The organism is Mesorhizobium sp. M4B.F.Ca.ET.058.02.1.1 (assembly GCF_003952505.1).
In the GTDB taxonomy this organism is placed as follows: Bacteria; Pseudomonadota; Alphaproteobacteria; order Rhizobiales; family Rhizobiaceae; genus Mesorhizobium.
Map to the genome: position 1 here is coordinate 3,130,803 of NZ_CP034450.1, position 17,426 is coordinate 3,148,228.

The window sequence follows — 17,426 nt, forward strand, 5'->3', positions numbered from 1 at the left end:
AGAGGTGGAGCGGCGTGATTTTCCGTGAAACGATGAACCGCTCCGGGAGAGGCCGGAATTCAAAGCAGCGCAAGGCGTGCCGCGGGATGGGACCCGGGAACGTTGTCGCCACGACCGGCGGCACACAGGATGGAGCGATCATGAAACTTGGCCGGCGGCTTTCCTGCCCGTGGACACGGGCGATGGCGCTCGCATTTTTGGCTGCCGTTTCGGGCTGCCAGTCGAAAGGCAGCGTCAGCGAGGCGCTCGACCCGGCCGCGGTCGCGTCGCCCGGCACGCCGGCCGACGGCGCCATTGCCGCCGCGCCGCAGGCGGTAACGGCGACGCAGTCGCTCGGCACGGGGCCGGCCAAGATCACCATGCTGTTGCCGCTGTCGGCCCCGGGAAGTGCCGGCGAAGACGGCAGGAAGATGCTCGATGCCGCCAAGCTCGCCATGGCCGACCTCGGCAACAATTTGCTGACGCTGACCGTGGAGGATACGCGCGGAGACCCCGGCAATGCCAAGGACCTGGCGATCAAGGCGATAACGACGGGGTCGAAAGTCGTCATCGGCCCGACCGAACTGCCGGCCGCGCAGCACATCGCCAAGCTGTCGGGCTCGACGCGGCCGCCGGTGCTGGCGCTGGCCGACAATTTTGCCGGCGGCCCCGGTGTCTATGCCGTGCGCCTCAGCGAGGCCGACAGCGCGGCGGCGGGCGCGGCGGCCGTCGCCGCCAAGGGCGCCAAGAAATTCGTCCTGCTGGTGGCGGCGGGCAGCAATGCCGCGGCAATCGAAAAGCGCGTCGCCAACGGCCTCAGCATCTATGGCGCGGCGCTTGCCGTCACCCTGCCCTATGCGCCGGCCGACGGCGGCGCCAAGGCGGTCAACGACATGGGCTCGCTGGTGGAGGCGCCCGATGCGGTGATCGTGGCCAGCGGAGACGCCAGCCCTACACCGCTGCTTGCGGCGCTGAAGGCAAAGGGCATTCCCGGCAAGACGGTCTCGCTCATCGGAACCAACCGCTGGCTGGAGCGGCCGATGGATCCGTCGTTCGAAGGCGCCTATATCGCAACGCTCGACCAGGGCGAGACCGGGCCGATCGCCGACCGTTTCAACGCGACGTTCCACTACCCGGCCGACGTCAACGTCGCCTATGCCTATGACATGGTCGCGCTGACGGCGGGGATTGCGAGCGCCGTCGGGCCGAACGGCTTCAGCAAGCAGGTGCTGGAAAATGCCAGCGGCTTCCGCGGCTCGACCGGCCTGTTCCGCTTCCGCGCCGACGGCTCAAGCCAGCGCACGATGCCGTTCTACCGGGTCGAGAAGGGCGCGCTGAAGCTGGTCGAGAAGTCGACGGCGGGGTTTTGAACACCACTTTGTCAGTTGAGCTGCTGTAGAATTCCGGAGCTGCTGGCCAGCACCCAACGTTCGTATATCTGGAACCCTATCGCGCAGATTGCCGCGAGCGAAATCGGCACACCGAACGGCACCACGCCCTTGCGGTCGAGATGCTGGACATAGAGGCGGAACATACCTGCCGGCAGCATGAAAGGGTTCTTCACGAGCACGGCCGTGATCAGGGCAAACACCAGCAAGAGAAGAGAAAAAACGACGAGACCGCTGCCGCCGATCAAAAAAGGCATAACCGCCATCAGCTTGACGTCGCCAGCGCCGACCTTGCGCAAGGTCCAGAAAGGGAAGAGCACGACAAATAGTAAAAGACCGGCAAGAGCGCTCAGGCCCATATCCCACCATGACCCGGCCGCGACTGACAGCAGTTGCAGGGAGCCCAGGCCCAGGCAAAGCAACAGCAGCACATTCTGATTGGATATCTTCTGCGTCGTGAAGTCGACCCAGGCGATCCTGACGAGCAAAGGAATGGCCAGCGCCTTGAGCAGTAGCGATGCGGCCAGCAACATGCTAGCGCTCGATGTTCTGCACGCTGGAGGACAGGAGCTTCAGGTTGTTGGCAACGGTCGGGTCGTTCGGCGCCAATTCGTAGGCCTTCAGGAAATTGGAGCGCGCATTCTGCAGCTTGCCTCGCAGCAGATAGGAATAGCCGAGATTGTTGTAATATTCGGGCGTCGCGCCAAGCAGCTTGTAGGCGCGGCTGTAGGCAAGATCGGCGAGGTCGAAACGGCGAATGCGGTCGCAGGAGGCGGCAAGACCCAGCCAGGCGACGCCGTCATTGGGCGCCAGGCGCGTGGCCTTGTAGAACAGCGCGCCGGCATTGCCGTAGTTTTCAGAGCGGAACTGCGTCTTGGCCTCGGCGACGGCCTGGTCCGAAGCATAGTAGTCGACATCGCTGACTGTCTTCAGCCCATCGAATGTATCGCCAAAGGACGTGACATCGCCCTTGGAGGGTTCGTTGGTGCGAACAACACCGTCAGTCGGGTCCGTCTGGCAGCCGGCAATCGCCATGATTAACAGGCCGGCTGCGGCCGCATTTCGCCATCTCATATATATATGTCCCCAAGGGTCGCCCCCGAATCACATTAGAATCAAAGCTCACGCATAACTAGAAGAAAATGCCCCTCATGCGGATGATCACCGGCAACATGATGACCATAAGCACCACCGGGAAGATGCATAGCCCCAGTGGGATCATCATCTTGACCGGCAAAGCGTTGGCACGCTCCTCGGCGCGCAGAATTCTCTGGCTGCGCATTTCGTCGCTATAGACGCGCAGCGCGTCGGTCAGGCTGGTGCCGAGTTCTTCCGACTGCCGGAACAGCACTGCCAGGGCCCGTGCCTCGTCGAGGCCGATGCGATCGGCCAGGTCGCGCAATGCCTCGCGTAGCGGCTTGCCGGCGCGCAGTTGCAGATTCATGATCGAAAGCTGGATGCCCAGCCATTTATGGGTTCCGGCCAGTTCGTTGCTGACACGCTCGACCGCTGCCTCCAGGCTCATGCCAGCATCGGCGCAGGTGATCATCATATCCATGAAATCGGGAAACCCGCGACGATATATCTGCATCTGAGCCTTCTCGAATCGATCAAGCGCGATGCTGGGAACGACCAGACAGGCGAGCCCGAACAGACCGGCGCCGGCAAATGCAATAAAGCTGGGCATTTGCGCGGGCAATACTCGGGACAGGAGCGTGTAGGCGACCAGAAAGCCGATCGCGACCGCCGCTATGCGCGTAAGAGTATAGATGAGGGGCGCGCTTGATTGATAGAAGCCGGCCCGAAAGAGCTTCGCCTCAAGGGCATTCGGCTCGCCGCGCTCCTTCTCAACCGTGCGGAAATAGGCGTCGATCGGCTTCTGCGCCGCGATCTTGGCCAGATGTTCCTGCCCGGCAAGCGAACGACGGTCGGCAATTCCCTCCGCCATCAGACTTTGCGCGACCAGCTTTCGCGTCTGCAACGCCGGCAAAAAGACAAGGGCGCCGAACAGGAACAATGCCACCGCCGCCAGGAAGACAGCTAGGGAAACCAGGAAGCTTATGTCCTGCGTATTCGAAAACAGGCTAATGGCTCGCTCCTGTCAGAAGTCGAAGTTGACCATGCGGTACATGATGAAGTCGCCCAGCAGTGCCCAGGCTCCAAAAAGCACAAACACAGGCAGGATGACCGGATTGTTCCAGACAGTGCCGTAATAGGATGGGGCGGCGATCTGTAGGATCAAGAACATGACGACGGGGAAAAAGGAGATGATCCACGCCGACATTCGCCCCTCGGATGAAAGCGCCCTGATCTTGAGGCGCAATTTCTGCCGCTCGCGCAGCACCATTGAAAGATTGTGCAGGATCTCGGTTAGATTGCCGCCCGTCTTGGACTGGATGGAGAGTGATACCGAAAGCAGATGAAGGCCTTCAAATCCCACGCGCTGGGAGAGTTTCCGCACGGCGTTTTCCAGACTGAGCCCGAAGGTGATCTCGTCCGCAACGATGCCGAATTCGGTGCCAAGCGGATCCGGCATCTCACGGGCCACAAGACTGATCGCCACCGGTGCTGGATGGCCGGCGCGCAGCGAGCGCACGATCATGTCGAGCGCATCCGGGAGCTGCCTGGCGAACTTCTGGATGCGCTTGTTGCGGGCGCGCCTGAGCACAAGCAGCGGCAGGACGAGGCCCACCAACAAAAATGTGATCAGCGCCGTGACGATTGAAAAACCGAAAAGTAGTGTCAGCATCAATGCGATAACCAGCCCGGCAAGCAGGAACATTGCAGCGAAAGCCAGTGGATTGCCGGTGATGCCGGATTGCGTGTAGAGCCGGTTCAATGTGACGAAGCCGAAAACAAAGTCACCCGAGTCCGTCAATCCACGTTCTCGCAACAGGCCTTGTAGGGTCTGCTCGGCCGGCGCTTCCTCGGCCAAAAGCTTGAGCCGTCGATTGATTGTGCCGACCCTGACGCGCCGCCCGGCGTAAGACAGATAGAGCGACTCGGCAGCAAGGATCACCGAGGCGGCGGCGAGCACATAGATGAAATAGAGCAGGGTCTGGCCAGTCGGCATCAGAGCGGAACCTGTGGATTGAAGGCGTCCTTTTCAAAGTGAAAGCCGAGCGTCGCCGCCTCCTGGGCAAAACGCGGCCTTACCCCGGTGGCGCGAAAATCACCGATGATCTTGCCTTCCGCAGTCACTTCCCGGCGAACAAAGTGGTAAAGTTCCTGGAGCTGCACGACGTTGCCTTCCATGCCTGTCAATTCCGAAATCGATATCACTCGCCTGCCGCCATCGGAAAGCCGTTGCGTCTGCACAATGATGTCGATCGCCGAAGCGATCTGCGCCCGGATGGATTCGTGGGTCATCGGCATGCCGGCCATGCCGACCATCTGCTCCAGGCGGGATAGCGCATCTCGCGGTGTGTTGGCATGGATGGTGGTCATGGAGCCTTCATGGCCAGTGTTCATCGCTTGCAGCATGTCGAAGGCTTCCTCGCCGCGAACCTCGCCGACGATGATGCGATCGGGCCGCATGCGCAGGGCGTTCTTCACCAGCTCGCGCTGACGAACTTCGCCCTTGCCCTCGACGTTGGGCGGGCGCGTCTCCAGCCGGCCGACATGCGGCTGCTGCAGTTGCAGTTCCGCCGCATCCTCGATGGTGATCAAGCGCTCGGCGGCAGGAATGTAGCTCGAGAGCGCATTAAGCAAGGTTGTCTTACCGCTGCCGGTGCCACCGGAAACCAGGATCGACTTGCGCGCCTGCACTGCGATCCGCAGCATGTCGACCATCGGCGGGCGGATCGAGTTGAACGCGATCAGGCGCTCGAGCGAATAAGGATGCTTGGAGAATTTGCGAATCGAAACGAGCGGACCATCCACTGAGATCGGCCGCACCGCGATATTGACGCGCGATCCGTCGTCGAGGCGGGCGTCGACCATCGGCGCGGATTCATCGACGCGCCTGCCGATTGCCGAGACGATCTTGTTGACGACCCGCAGCAGATGCGCCTCGTCGCGGAAGCGGATCTTGGTTTCCTCGAGCACGCCGCGCCGCTCGATGAAAACGCGATTGTGGGTGTTGATCAGAATGTCGGCGATCGAATCGTCCTTGAGCAAGGGCTCGATCGGCCCCAGCCCCAGCATTTCGTCAGCCGTGTCGCTGGTCAACTGATCAAGCTCGCGCGCGTTCAGCGGAATATTTCGAGCGCGGACGAATTCGCGCACGATCGGCCGTATCTCATCGAGAATCTCGTCCTTGGACGCATTTTCAAGGGCGGTCAAATTGAAGCGGTCGATGAGATGGCGGTGGAGTTCAACCTTGAGCGTCAGAAAATCATTGCCCTGGGTTTCAGCATCCGTCACCGGAACGACCGTCGCCCCATTTGAAACCGCCACTGCGGTCGTCGGCTGGAGCGCCCGCGGCTCATTCGATCCCTTGATGAAGCGGCCTAGCATTTTTAGCCCCCCGCAAACTTTTCCCAAAAGTTTCCCTCAGGTTGGAAACTAAGGGTTAACCACGAGAGGCACAAGCGCGGGGCGCGGGTGGGAGGATCGAATACTTACAACATAGTTAAGACGAGTCCCTAAAAAAATCGTTTTATTTCGCGACTGTGTACCCAGGAGCACAACTCAACTCCCACCTCACGAAACGTTTCGGCTTGCAACGTTCGAATCGCCGCCGCGGACTCCGGTAAGCCCTTACATATAAAGGCTTATGCACATACCCTAATATGATTAGGCTACCACTATGGGTGAGGCGAAATTGTGAATGAATGGTTAAAAGCGCTCAAAAAGCAAATCGAATCAATCCCTTGTCGAAATTGAATTGAGTCCCGATCAGGTATTGGAAGGTTAAGGAACTGTTAATCCCGTTTGACTCTGGTTTTTGGCGGGACTTAGATCAACTCGACGGGGGATGCTTGGGTATGGGGTTCATCCTTAGCTCGTCTCGTCGGGTTCAACCTCCAAAGGGAGAAATTGGCATGAAGAAGCTCATGACGATGGCCCGGCAGTTCCGCGACGACGACAACGGCGCTGCTATGGTCGAATATTCCATCCTGGTCGGCATCATCGCCGCAGCAGCCATTCTCGCGGTTCTCGCGATCGGTGCCTGGGTCACCGGCCGTTTCACCGGCCTCTGCACCAACCTGAACACTGGTCCGGGTACCTGCGACGCCGCCGCCGGCACCGGCAGCTGATCGTCTGTTTAATCCTCAGGCCCGGACTTCGATCCGGGCCTGAGCCTTATCGCGGCGGGCGAATTCCCGCTTTTGGGGCTTGGGGCTGATGCGTGCCAACACTTTGATCATGATTGTTCTCGCCGGCGTGTTCGGCGTTCTGGCGGTTGTGCTTGTCAACATCTGGCTGGCGAACCAGCGCAACGCATTGGCGCAGTCGGACGGAGTTAAGCGCGACACTGTTGTGGTGGCAGCGGTGGCGCTGAAGTTCGGCGACACGCTAACCGCCGAAAAGCTGCGTGAAATCGCCTGGCCCGCAGGCGCGGTCCCGGCCGGCGCTTTCAAGACAACCAAAGAGATCCTGGCCGGCGAAGGTTCGAAGCAGGCATTGCAGGCGATCGGCGCCAACGAGCCCGTTCTCGCCACCAAGATCACCGGCCCCGGCCAGCGCGCCACGCTTTCGGCGGTGCTCGGCGAGGGCATGAAAGCCGTTTCCATCAGGGTCAACGACGTGCTCGGCGTCGCCGGCTTTGTCTTCCCGGGCGACCGCGTCGATATATTGTTGACCCGCACGGTGCGCGCCGATGGCGGCGCAGACAAGAGTTTTGTCGATGTGCTGCTACAGAGCATTAAGGTGCTGGCCATCGACCAGGTTGCTGACGAAAGCAAGGAGAACCCGACGGTGGCGAAAGCCGTGACCGTCGAAGTCAGCACCAAGGACGCGCAGAAGCTGACGCTCGCCGCCGGCGCTGGGCAGTTGTCGCTGGCGCTGCGTCAGGCGGCGGCCAACAAGGGCGAGACGACCGAGCGTGTCACGCTTTCGGATCTGACCGGCGACACGCCGGACGATGTCGCCGCCAGGCAGGCCGAACTTGCCAAGCAGGCGGCGGCGGACGCCGCGGCCGCGGCCGATCGCAAACGCGCCGACGACAAGCTCGCCGGGCTGGCCAAAGCCGTCGAACGGGTGGACAACAAAATCGACGATCTGAGCAAGGTCAAGCCGGCTCCGGCTGTGGCATCTGCGCCGCAAGTGAAGGAAATTGTCAAGGAAGAGGTCAAATACGTGCAGCCGGAACCGCCGGCCCGGGCGACAATCGGTGTATTTCGAGGTATAAAACTCGAAACATACGATGTGCCGCGACAAAAATGACGCCGGCGCATTAGGATCGACACTCCGAATCAGCCGGCAGGGGGTTAGCGTAGATGCGTGTGTACCGGAGACCACTGGCGGCCGCCGCTTTCGCCTTATCCTGCGCATTGCTGTCGCTAAGTCCCGTGGCCCATGCCGCCGACCGCCGCATCGACGTGTCGAACCCGACTATCCATCGTATCTTCGTGCCGGTATCGCAGTCGGTGACGATCCAGGTGAACTCCACCCTGGGCGATATTGTCGTGGGCGACGAGAAGATTGCTGACGCGCAGCCGATGACCGACAAGACGCTCTATGTCATCGGCAAGGGTGTCGGCACCACAACCGTCAACCTGTTTTCCGAAGACAAGCGCTCGCTGGGCACGCTCCAGGTCGAGGTCGGTCAGGATGTCAGTGACATGGCCGCGGCAATCCGCCAGGTCGCGCCTCGCGCGCGCATCGAAATCGGCTCGATCAATGGCAAGATCAGGCTGGCCGGTCATGTCAAGGATGCAGCGACCCTGGCCTCCATCGTGGACGTCGCCCAGCAATATGGCCCCGACGCAATTATCAACTCCGTGACCATCGACGACAGCCAGCAGGTGAATTTGGAAGTGCGCGTGCTGGAGGCCAAGCGCAACGCCGGCCGCGACCTCGGCGTCTCGATCAGGAGCACGAATGGTAGCGGCACGAGCCGTACGGGAACGGGCATTGCGGCCGTCGACGAAGACGACGTGGTGCTGGGACCCGGGAACCTGCTTAGCGGCCTGCTCTCGAACACCAATCCCTTCGCGGCACTAATTACCCGCGTCATCGACAGCAACATCAAGGTCGACCTGATCATCGAAGCGCTCGAGGCCAAGGGCGTGGTGCGCACGCTGGCTGAACCCAACCTCACCACCTTGTCGGGTGAGTCCGCCAGCTTCAACGCAGGCGGCGAAGTCCCCATCCGCAGCATCGGCACTGATGGCAATATCCAGATCGAATACAAGCAATTCGGCGTCAATCTGCTATTCACGCCTGTCGTCATGGATGACAGCAAGATCCATATCAAGCTGGCGCCGGAAGTGAGCGACCTGACCGGCTTTACCACTGCTGGCGACCCGATCTTCACCAACCGCAAACTCGCGACCGTGGTCGAATTGCGCGACGGCCAGAGTTTCGCCGTCGGCGGGCTTCTCTCCAGCAAGACCACCAAGCTGCAGAACCAGGTGCCATGGCTCGGCCAGGTCCCGGTCATCGGCGCGCTGTTCCGCAACTCAAGCAACCAGAAGGAAGAAACCGAGCTGGTTGTCATCGTCACGCCGCATCTCGTACGGCCGACAAAGCCCGGCGAGCAATTGGCGACGCCGTTCGACAAGACGCGGCCGGCCAATGATCCGGAGTTCTTCATCCTCGGCCAACTCGAGGTGAACAAGGACATGATCCGCCAGTATGAAAACGGCGAAGGCGTCACCGGCCCCTATGGCCACATGCTGGATGTGAAATCGAAGGACAAGATGCTCTATGTCAAGAAATAAGCTCTTGCTCGTCGTTCTGTGTACCGGCCTGCTGACAGGTTGCGCCGCGGACTATCTCAACAACTACGACACGGTGACGCTGGCGGCCGGCGATACGCAGAAATTCAATTCGCTTCTGCAGACGGTCGACCCATACAATCCGGCCTCGAACAACACGAAAATCGAAGGCGACGGTGAGCGCGGCGTTGGCGTGATCAGAAGCTACAGAGTTCCGCCGTCACCGGCGCCGACGACGAACATGACGGTCAATGTCGGCACTTCGGGTGTGACCAACGGAGCGAATTGAGCAGAAGGATGCGGTGCGCCGGGCATTCGAGGGGCCTGGCGTGAAGGGGTAAGGGGTAGGGCCATGTTGCGAGGTATTCGCGCGTTCTGGCACGATCAGAGGGGAATAGCGCTGATCCTCGTCAGCGTGATGCTACCGGCGATCGTTGGATTTTCCCTCCTTGCGATCGACGCCAGCCGGGTCAACAATCTGCACAATGATTTGCAGAAGGCGGCGGACGCGTTTGCACTGGCAGGCGCTGCCGAACTGGATGGATCAAGCGGTTCCTGGGCGCGAGCCGAACGCGCCATGGCTACTTTGGTCGATAATGAAAGCAATTTCTCGACAGTTGGGCCGAATGGCAGGTTTACCCTGACTTCCGGTCAACCTGGCGGCACATTGAACTGCAATAACGCCGGCAACATTTCATGGTGTTTCCTGAAAGCGATCCCCGCAGCGGACAGCACTCCGATAACGTCGGCGAACCTTGCAACTTACGTCGCCAGTTCCACGCAGGCCGTCGGAGAGGCGGAAACGCGATTCATTCAAGTGACGGTCGCCCCTACTGGCTTTGCCGCGTTTTTCCCAGCTTCTTTCGTGACGTCGGGCGCTAGCAGCACTTTCAGTGTCGGAGCCGTCGCCGTGGCGGGTTTCACCTCCGGTGTCTGCAATTTCACGCCGGTCTTCATCTGCAACCCCTATGAGATGGATTCGAACGGAACGAACAACGCCGGCAACTACACGCTGCAGCAGGCTGTTTCCAACCCCGCCGTTCATCGTCGGCTGATCGAATTGAGAAAGGTCGGAAATGGCGCGGCGGCCGGTCCAGGTAACTTCGGCTTTCTGGAGCCACCGCCGGGTGTAGGGAATGGTGCACAGGCGCTCGCTCAGACGATCGCGACATCCACCCCGATCGGATGCTACGAATCCGGTAGTGTTTCGACTAAGACCGGCCAGAATGCCGGGCCGGTACAAGACGCGTTCAACGTCCGCTTCGGCATCAAAGCAAACGGCAGCCACTTCAACAGTCCAGAATATGGGCCGGCATCGAATGTTCGGAAGGGCGCTGCCGCGGGCGGCAATGGCAATGGCAATGGCAATGGCGGTGGCGGTGGCAATCAGTGCCCGCAATACAATCAGTTGACGTTCGGCTCGCCCAATATGGGCCTGCCCAGGGACGCCACCACGCCGTATATGAGTGGACGGATGGGCGACGGAAATTGGGACCTCTCCGGCTATTGGAGCACCAACTTCGGCTCCACGTCCCATCCATCGTCGTGGGACACGACCAAGCCAACCCGCTACGAGGTCTACAAGTACGAAATGGCGCAAGGTCTGGTTGGGACGGCTTCGGCCGGAGGCGAAGTCGGAACCCCATCGAACGCCTGTCAGCCGCCGGTTACATCAGTGGATCGTCGTCTTCTCTATGGTGCGATCCTCAACTGCAACGCGCTCGAAGCGGCGGGCAACGACCTGTCGGGTCATAGTACCAATCTGCCGGTCGAGGCTTTCGGCAGCTTCTTTCTCACCGAACCGGTTGCCTCGGCATCGGACGACGCATCGGTGATGGTCGAACTGGTCGACGTAACCGGTGGCGCTGGCCAAGGCACGCTCGACAATTTCCTGCGTGACGAAGCGCAGCTTTACCGGTGATGCGATGGCCAAATGCTTCTTCCATCACCTCGACAGATTTTGGCGCGACAGTCGCGGCACCGCGCTTGTCGAAATGGCCATTATCGGGCCGACTATGATTCTTCTGTCGGCAGGCGTGTTCGAGTTCGGCAACCTGATCCACGACAAGCTGCTGATGGAGGCTGGACTGTCGGACGCGGCCCGCTTCGGGGCACGTTGCAATAGTCAACTTTACACCGATGCAGGCCTTGCCGCGATCAATTGCGCGGATATTGCCACAAACATCGCAGTGTTCGGTAACGTGGCGGGAACTGGCAGCGCGCGCATTAGCGGCTGGCAGAAAGCGAATGTGACTGTGACAATCGCTGCTAGTGGGTCCTGCCAAGACGCCGTGGTTGCCGGTGTCACCAAATACCGGTCCACTACTTCCCAGGTCTGCATAGTCAGGGCGGCCGGCACCTATGCCTATGCTGGCGTCGGGATGCTGTCGCTGGTCGGTGTCAGCCCGATCACTCTGAGCGGCTTCCATGAGGAGCGGTTGATCCGGTTCTGATCATGATCAGGCTTTTCGCAAGATCCGAGGACGGAGCAACGATGGTGGAAATGGCCATCGTCTCGACGCTGCTATTTATGCTCGTCCTTGGCTTCATCGATTTCGGCTACGCTCTTTATCAATGGAACGCGGCGACCAAAGCAGTTCAGGTCGGTGCCAGACTGGCCTCTATTTCCACTCCGATTGCCCCGGAGATTGATACGGCCGGCCCAACCGCCACCCCGGGAGCTCCCGTGGCCGCAGGCTCGTTTGACTATGTCTGCAACGGTGCTACATCGACCTGCAATTGCACAGGCGCATATTGCGTCGTTGGAGTTTGGTCTGCCTCAAATTTCAACACGATCTATGCTGGTGATGACGGACAATGTGGGCCTGTAGCCGGCAGTCGTCCCGGAATGTGCGACTTCGATCCCTTGCTGCAACCAGCTAATGTGGTCGTCCGTTATACCGCTACCGGGCTTGGCTACCAGACACGGGCGGCCGGCCCGGTGCCGACAATCTCTGTCAGCCTGCAGAACATGACCTACCAGTTCTTCTTCCTGGGCGGACTGCTCGGGTTCGGAAATATGACCATGCCCTCCATGCTCAGCACGGTCACGGGCGAAGATTTGAAGAGTACCTCGCCATGAACGCTATCAACACCAAGGTCCTTCCGACCAGACGCAAGCAGGTCGCCCTGTTCTCGTCCGATCCGCAGTTCAAGCGCGATGTCGCGACCAGGCTCGATGCGCTGGCGATCTATGACGTGCAGGTCTCGGAGACAGCCGACTTCCTCAAGGGGCCGCCTGCGGATACCCGGCCGGGTATCGTCATCCTCGACCTTGGCAATGGCGAGCTGCTCGGCCAGCCGGGCATCGTCGAGGCGCGCTCCAAATGGGCGTCGGTGCCGCTGATCGCGATTTCCGATGAGTTGGCGTCGGAGCAGACGCGCGTGCTCGTGCGCATGAACGCTTCGGACTGGCTGCACAAGCCGCTCGATGCCAAGGAGCTGCTCAACGCCGTCACCTTCCACGACACCGGCAACCAGGGCACCAAGAGCCGCATCATCACCTTCATCGCCGCCAGCGGCGGCGCCGGCGCCACCACGCTCGCGCTATCGGCGGCGGAATACCTGGCGGGCAAGTCGACCGAGCGCGCGGCCTCGACCTGCCTGGTCGATCTCGATTTCCAAAGCGCCAATTGCGGCGCCTATCTCAACCAGTTCAACCAGTTCGACCTTTCGGGCATCATCGGCCAGCCGGAGCGCCTCGATGTCGAATTGATGGACGTGATCAAGCTGTCGCGCCCGTCGGGGCTCACGCTCTACTCCTTCGAGCGGCCGCAGCTGCCCTTTGAGCCGCATGGCGCCGATTTCGTTTTCCGGCTGCTCGACCTCGTCGCCTACCGGTTCGACGACATCGTCATCGACCTGCCTAACATCGAGACGCCCTGGCACAATTCCGTGCTGCAGACGAGCGACGAGATCTTCATCGTCTTCGAGCTCAACGTCGCCTCGCTCAGGCAAGGCAAGCGACTCTACAAGAAGATCCGCGAGCTGCGCGGCAACCAGGTGAACATCACGCTGGTGGCCAACAAGCACAAGCGCAAATGGTTCGGCAACCACTTCTCGCGCAGCGAGCTGGAGAAGATCTTCAAGGCGCCGCACATCAAGTCGGTGGCGCTCGACAACGCGCTTTTGACCGACGCGCTGAATCGCGCCATTCTGCCCTCCGAAGTCGACGGGCGGGCGCGCTTCAACAAGGACCTGAAGCTGATGTTCAAGGAGCGGCTCAGCGATGCCAGTCGCTAGAGCAGTTCCAGGAAAAGTGCGCAGCGGTTTTCCGTCCGGAATTGCGTCAAGACAGATGCCCGGGGCGGGTCTGCGTTTCCATGAAACGCTGAACCGCTCCAGGTGGCAAATTATCCGTGCCCTCGCTTGCGCGTGCATCGCGGTGACAGCGCTGGCGTCGAGCCTGCCGCCGGCCGGGGCCAGGTCCGCGCTTGCCGACCGGCCGCCGCTGCCGGCCATGGGGCCAAGCCTGCGCAAGGCGGTCGCCTTCCAGACCAGCGAACAGACCGGCACGATCATCATCCGCAAGGACGAGAAGGCGCTCTATCTGGTGACGAACCGGGGCCAGGCGCTGCGCTACCAGATCAGCGTCGGCCGCGACGGCTTCGGCTGGACCGGGACGGTCGAGGTCGGGGCCAAGACCGAATGGCCGGAATGGCGGCCGCCCAAGGAGATGCGCGCCCGCCAGCCCGAGCTGCCGGCGATGGTGCCCGCCGGGCCCTACAACCCTCTCGGCGCGCGCGCGCTCTATCTTTCACGCGGCGGACGTGACACGCTCTATCGCATACATGGCACCAACGATCCCAAGGGTGTCGGTTTCGACGGCACGTCGGGCTGCTTTCGCCTGACCAATACCGACGTGATCGATCTCTTCAAACGCGTCGCGGTGGGCGCAAAGGTGGTGGTGGAATGACTATGATCAGGGACCCGGACATTCCGGCAATCGAGCTCGGCGCTCAGGAAGCCGCCGTCGGCAAACCCAGCCGCAAAGGCACGATCGGCGTTGTCGTGGCGGGCGCCGCGCTGGTCACGCTGGTGAACCTGACCGCAGCCGTCTACCTCTACCGCGGCATCAGCGACCTGCGCAGCGTGGAAGCGCGGCTGGAGCAGCTCGGTCAGTTCGAGCAACGCATTAGCGCCCGGCTCGATACCGTCAACAACGGTTTCCAGAGCCGGTTCGAAAAGCTCGACGACCAGTTGCAGGCGAAGTTCAACGAGGTCAACGGCGGTATCGCCCGGTTGGGGCAGAGCCGGCCTTCCATCGCCGACGAACCTATGGCCAGCGCTCCGGAGCCGGCAGTAGCCCCCACCAGCAGCGAGGCGGAGACGCCGGCCGTCGCCGAAAACATGGCGAACCCAGGGTCGGTCGAAATGCCACAGCCTAGGAAGCGAGCAGCGCCGCCTGCCCCGAACCCTGCCTACCAGCGTATCCAGCAGGCGGACGGCAAGGTCTACTACCGGAAAATCAACTGAGGTTGCCGGGCGTTCCGGGCGATTGAGGCAGCAGGTCTAGAAGTCCCGCTGCAGCGCGAGAATACGGATCGCGCGTGTTTCAGCGCGCTGCCGCGCTTCGCTGAGGAAGGCGACGTGGCAATAGGCGCACGCCGCAGTGCCAAGGATCAGCACCAGGCTGTTCTTCATGGTGAAATCGATCGCCAGCGAGAATGGGATGCCGCTGGGCGCGGTGAAGGCGGCAATCGTGCTCGCCGTCTCCGAATGGCTGCCGGCGGCGATCATCAGCCCAGCGAATAGAATGGCGATATGGTTGGCCAGGAAGAAGGCGGCCGATGCCTTCGCCTGGCACGCCATCCAGCAGGCGATCGCGGCAGCGGCGAGGATGGCGGCGTCAAGCGCGATCGAAGCGCCGAGATAGAGGTCGACCTGCTGCCAGAACATCGTCGCCAAGGGCCGCAGCTCCAGCCAGACCCGCCATATCGTCGGACTGGCGGGATAGGCGCCGAGCAGGAATGTCGCCGCTCGCTCAGCCGCCAGGATGAGCAGCATGAGGGCCGGAAATGCAAAGAGCAGTATCGGTTTGCGCTTCATGTCGTCCTCGACAATTCCGAGGCCAGAATAGGCAATAGAGATTGCGCAAGCCTTAACGAAGCTTAACAAGCCGCTTGCTTCGGCATCCTTCTTACCCGTGCTATGCTGGGCCGCTGGGACGCAAACGCGGGTTCAGGCGGCCGGAGCCGTTTCATCGGGGGTTGAAAGGGTGCGCTCAAGCAGTTTGCCAAGTCGGCCTTCTGTTCGACAGCAAGCTCCGGGACATCGCCGATGAGCGGCGGCGTCCCTGTGGGAAGGTCTCGCCTGGCGATCGCGTTAGGGAGTGTCGAGCTCGTGGCCGGAGTCCTGCTGATCCTTCACGCCGGCGCTTTGATCGGGGTCAACCGGGCCACGCCGGCATTGAACGTCGTCAGAAATCAGCCGCTGCCAACGGCATTGCCTGTGTTCGATGCCGGACCGCGGCAACCTGCACGCAAGATCGCCCAGGAGCTTATCGCGCCACCGCAGCTCGAAGCATCCCGGTTCGAGCGGGTCGAGCCCCGTCCGCCACTTGGCGAACTCGGTCTCGCATACTGGCCGAAGACGCCGATGCCGGACGATTGGCGCGAGACGCGGCTCTATCGCCCGATCGCCACCTCGTCGGCGACCTTCGAGGCGATGGGGCGAACGGTGGCGATCAGCGGCACCCTCGGCATCGACCCCGACAGGAGCTGTTCCTTTCACGAAGCCGCCTGGCCGTGCGGCCAGCGCGCGCGGGCGGCCTTCAATGCCTGGCTGCGCGGGCGGGCGCTGAAATGCTTGGTGCCGCCCGATGTCGACCGCTTCACGATTGCCGCGCCCTGCAAGCTCGGCAGTCAGGATGTCGGCGCCTGGCTCGTCTCCAATGGCTGGGCGATGGCGCTGCCCGGCGGTATCTACGGCAAGGCCGAGGCAACGGCCAGAAATGCCGAGATGGGCATATTCGGACCGCCTCGCTAGTTTGCCAGTGTAACCAGGGCCCGTTCACCTTAGGCTGCCCGCCAGGCCTGCGCCAACAGCCGCCTTCGATATTTGTTTTGTTAACCCTTGCGGCGCAGTTTTCTTGGCGCGGGCCGGTTTGATCGGTCTTTCCGCACCATCGATCAAATTGTACGGATCGTCGAAACCGAAATTGCAACACACCGGCCTTATGCCAGCGCATCGGACAGGAGATTGGCCAGTGACCAAACCGACAGCGACCCCCCTGCACAAGCCTGGAAAGATGTCGCGTGGCTGACGGTGCTGGGGACGGCCGCCTGCCTCATCCTCTCGCTCGGCCTCAACTACCTGCTTTTGTTCAGCGAGGCGCTGACGCCGTTCGCGCGCAGCGTGATCACGGCAACGCTTGTACCGGTTGCCATCGGCCTGCCGCTGTTCCTGCTGCTCGGCTCGAAGCAGGCCGAGATCCGCCGCTATCGGCAAGAGCTCAACCGGTCGGCGACTTATGACAGGCTGACCGGCTGCCTGAATGGACCAGTCTTCACGTCGATGGTGGACCGACGGGCCGCGAAACCGTCCGAGGACGGGCCGCGCTCCGGCGCTTTCCTGGTCATCCATCCCGAGCATCTCAAATCCCTCAACCTGCGCTTCGGCCTGGAGTGGGGCGACGAGGCGCTGCGGCTCATCGCCTCGACCATCCAGTCATCGGTTCGTAAGGAGGATCTCGTCGGCCGCATTGGTACCTCGATGTTCGGCGTCTTTCTGCCCGGCGCGAGCGAAAAGGACGCCAAGGATATCGGCGAACGCATCAAGGCGCGGGTGCGCGACGTCTATTTCGCGCCCAAGGGAACGGAGGACGTGCTCGCCGTTCAGGTCGGCGGCGTCATCTTCGAGCACGAGCTTGCCTTCGAGGACATGTTCCGATCGGCGGAAGAACGCCTGTCGGCCGCACAGGATCGTCTGGAATTTTCGCACCTGAGCAGCTAGGCGTCGACACGGCAGTGCGGCCGAACACGAGCGGACAGATGCAACGAGAGCGGCTCTGAAGCATATCAGCGTCTCTGCTCTGCCTTTGGCAAAGACAGTCGCAGCATTAATCGGGCGTTGACTCGTTCGGCGCAATCTCGGCGGGATCGAAGCAGCGATCTGCCGAATTCTGATCCTCGTCGGGTTGGCTTACGAATGTGCGTGCTGTCGCAGGAATGAGCGAATCACTTCGTCACGCCCTGCCGGATGTCGGGGCAATCTCGGTGTTCGTGAGCGAACC

Annotated in this window: 19 protein-coding genes; 13 read left to right on the forward strand and 6 right to left on the reverse strand. The window is 61.5% G+C overall.

Annotated elements, in window-relative coordinates; translation table 11 throughout:
- Positions 1-140: 140 nt before the first annotated feature.
- On the forward strand, positions 141-1,349 hold the full coding sequence (locus EJ073_RS15410) for an ABC transporter substrate-binding protein (RefSeq protein WP_126056486.1): 1,209 nt from the start codon (positions 141-143) through the stop codon (positions 1,347-1,349).
- 11 nt (positions 1,350-1,360) lie between these two features.
- On the opposite strand, the gene EJ073_RS15415 is transcribed toward EJ073_RS15410, so the two are convergent.
- Genes EJ073_RS15415 through EJ073_RS15435 form a run of 5 tightly spaced genes read right to left on the reverse strand, consistent with a single transcriptional unit; the run spans position 1,361 to position 5,825 of the window.
- On the reverse strand, positions 1,361-1,900 hold the full coding sequence (locus tag EJ073_RS15415; protein WP_126056487.1) for a prepilin peptidase: 540 nt from the start codon (positions 1,898-1,900) through the stop codon (positions 1,361-1,363).
- A 1-nt stretch (position 1,901) separates the two neighbouring features.
- The gene (locus tag EJ073_RS15420) at positions 1,902-2,441 is read right to left on the reverse strand and encodes a tetratricopeptide repeat protein (protein ID WP_126056488.1); all 540 of its coding nucleotides are present in this window, start codon (positions 2,439-2,441) and stop codon (positions 1,902-1,904) included.
- A gap of 58 nt (positions 2,442-2,499) precedes the next feature.
- Positions 2,500-3,450: a type II secretion system F family protein gene (locus EJ073_RS15425; protein ID WP_126056489.1), complete on the reverse strand. Its 951-nt coding sequence runs from the start codon at positions 3,448-3,450 to the stop codon at positions 2,500-2,502.
- Between the two features lie 18 nt (positions 3,451-3,468).
- On the reverse strand, positions 3,469-4,404 hold the full coding sequence (locus EJ073_RS15430; protein WP_245455637.1) for a type II secretion system F family protein: 936 nt from the start codon (positions 4,402-4,404) through the stop codon (positions 3,469-3,471).
- A 35-nt stretch (positions 4,405-4,439) separates the two neighbouring features.
- Entirely contained in the window at positions 4,440-5,825 is a 1,386-nt protein-coding gene (locus EJ073_RS15435) for a CpaF family protein (RefSeq protein ID WP_126056491.1), read from the reverse strand.
- A 527-nt stretch (positions 5,826-6,352) separates the two neighbouring features.
- Between EJ073_RS15435 and EJ073_RS15440 the strand changes: the two genes are divergently transcribed.
- The 10 genes from EJ073_RS15440 to EJ073_RS15485 all read left to right on the forward strand — a co-directional run bounded on the left by EJ073_RS15440 (position 6,353) and on the right by EJ073_RS15485 (position 14,668).
- Complete coding sequence (locus EJ073_RS15440) at positions 6,353-6,568, forward strand: Flp family type IVb pilin (RefSeq protein WP_126056492.1); 216 nt, start codon at positions 6,353-6,355, stop codon at positions 6,566-6,568.
- 88 nt (positions 6,569-6,656) lie between these two features.
- Positions 6,657-7,697: a Flp pilus assembly protein CpaB gene (gene cpaB / locus EJ073_RS15445; RefSeq protein WP_126056493.1), complete on the forward strand. Its 1,041-nt coding sequence runs from the start codon at positions 6,657-6,659 to the stop codon at positions 7,695-7,697.
- Positions 7,698-7,750: 53 nt separating this feature from the next.
- On the forward strand, positions 7,751-9,196 hold the full coding sequence (locus tag EJ073_RS15450) for a type II and III secretion system protein family protein (protein WP_126056494.1): 1,446 nt from the start codon (positions 7,751-7,753) through the stop codon (positions 9,194-9,196).
- A 4-nt stretch (positions 9,197-9,200) separates the two neighbouring features.
- Complete coding sequence (locus tag EJ073_RS15455) at positions 9,201-9,482, forward strand: hypothetical protein (RefSeq protein ID WP_245455639.1); 282 nt, start codon at positions 9,201-9,203, stop codon at positions 9,480-9,482.
- A gap of 63 nt (positions 9,483-9,545) precedes the next feature.
- Positions 9,546-11,114 carry a pilus assembly protein TadG-related protein gene (locus EJ073_RS15460; protein WP_126056496.1) on the forward strand — a complete coding sequence of 523 codons (1,569 nt, stop codon included), beginning with the start codon at positions 9,546-9,548 and terminating at the stop codon, positions 11,112-11,114.
- Positions 11,053-11,646: a TadE/TadG family type IV pilus assembly protein gene (locus EJ073_RS15465; RefSeq protein WP_245455641.1), complete on the forward strand. Its 594-nt coding sequence runs from the start codon at positions 11,053-11,055 to the stop codon at positions 11,644-11,646. The genes EJ073_RS15460 and EJ073_RS15465 overlap by 62 nt, the downstream gene beginning before the upstream one ends.
- Positions 11,647-11,648: 2 nt before the next feature.
- Entirely contained in the window at positions 11,649-12,275 is a 627-nt protein-coding gene (locus EJ073_RS15470) for a TadE/TadG family type IV pilus assembly protein (RefSeq protein WP_126056497.1), read from the forward strand.
- Positions 12,272-13,435, forward strand: coding sequence for an AAA family ATPase (locus EJ073_RS15475; protein WP_126056498.1), 1,164 nt, complete (start codon positions 12,272-12,274; stop codon positions 13,433-13,435). Before EJ073_RS15470 ends, EJ073_RS15475 begins: the two co-directional genes overlap by 4 nt.
- 142 nt (positions 13,436-13,577) lie before the next feature.
- Positions 13,578-14,108, forward strand: a complete 531-nt coding sequence (locus tag EJ073_RS15480; RefSeq protein ID WP_245455642.1) for a L,D-transpeptidase — start codon at positions 13,578-13,580, stop codon at positions 14,106-14,108.
- A gap of 2 nt (positions 14,109-14,110) precedes the next feature.
- Positions 14,111-14,668 (forward strand): hypothetical protein, encoded by a 558-nt coding sequence (locus tag EJ073_RS15485; protein WP_245455643.1) that lies wholly within the window; start codon positions 14,111-14,113, stop codon positions 14,666-14,668.
- 36 nt (positions 14,669-14,704) lie between these two features.
- Here the strand turns inward: EJ073_RS15485 and EJ073_RS15490 are convergent, their stop codons facing one another.
- Positions 14,705-15,241 (reverse strand): hypothetical protein, encoded by a 537-nt coding sequence (locus EJ073_RS15490; RefSeq protein ID WP_126056501.1) that lies wholly within the window; start codon positions 15,239-15,241, stop codon positions 14,705-14,707.
- A 294-nt stretch (positions 15,242-15,535) separates the two neighbouring features.
- On the opposite strand from EJ073_RS15490, the gene EJ073_RS15495 reads away from it, so the two are divergent.
- Positions 15,536-16,180 (forward strand): thermonuclease family protein, encoded by a 645-nt coding sequence (locus EJ073_RS15495; protein ID WP_245455645.1) that lies wholly within the window; start codon positions 15,536-15,538, stop codon positions 16,178-16,180.
- A gap of 213 nt (positions 16,181-16,393) precedes the next feature.
- A complete protein-coding gene (locus EJ073_RS15500; RefSeq protein ID WP_126056503.1) occupies positions 16,394-17,146 on the forward strand; it encodes a GGDEF domain-containing protein in 753 nt (250 codons plus the stop codon).
- Positions 17,147-17,426 lie beyond the last annotated feature (280 nt).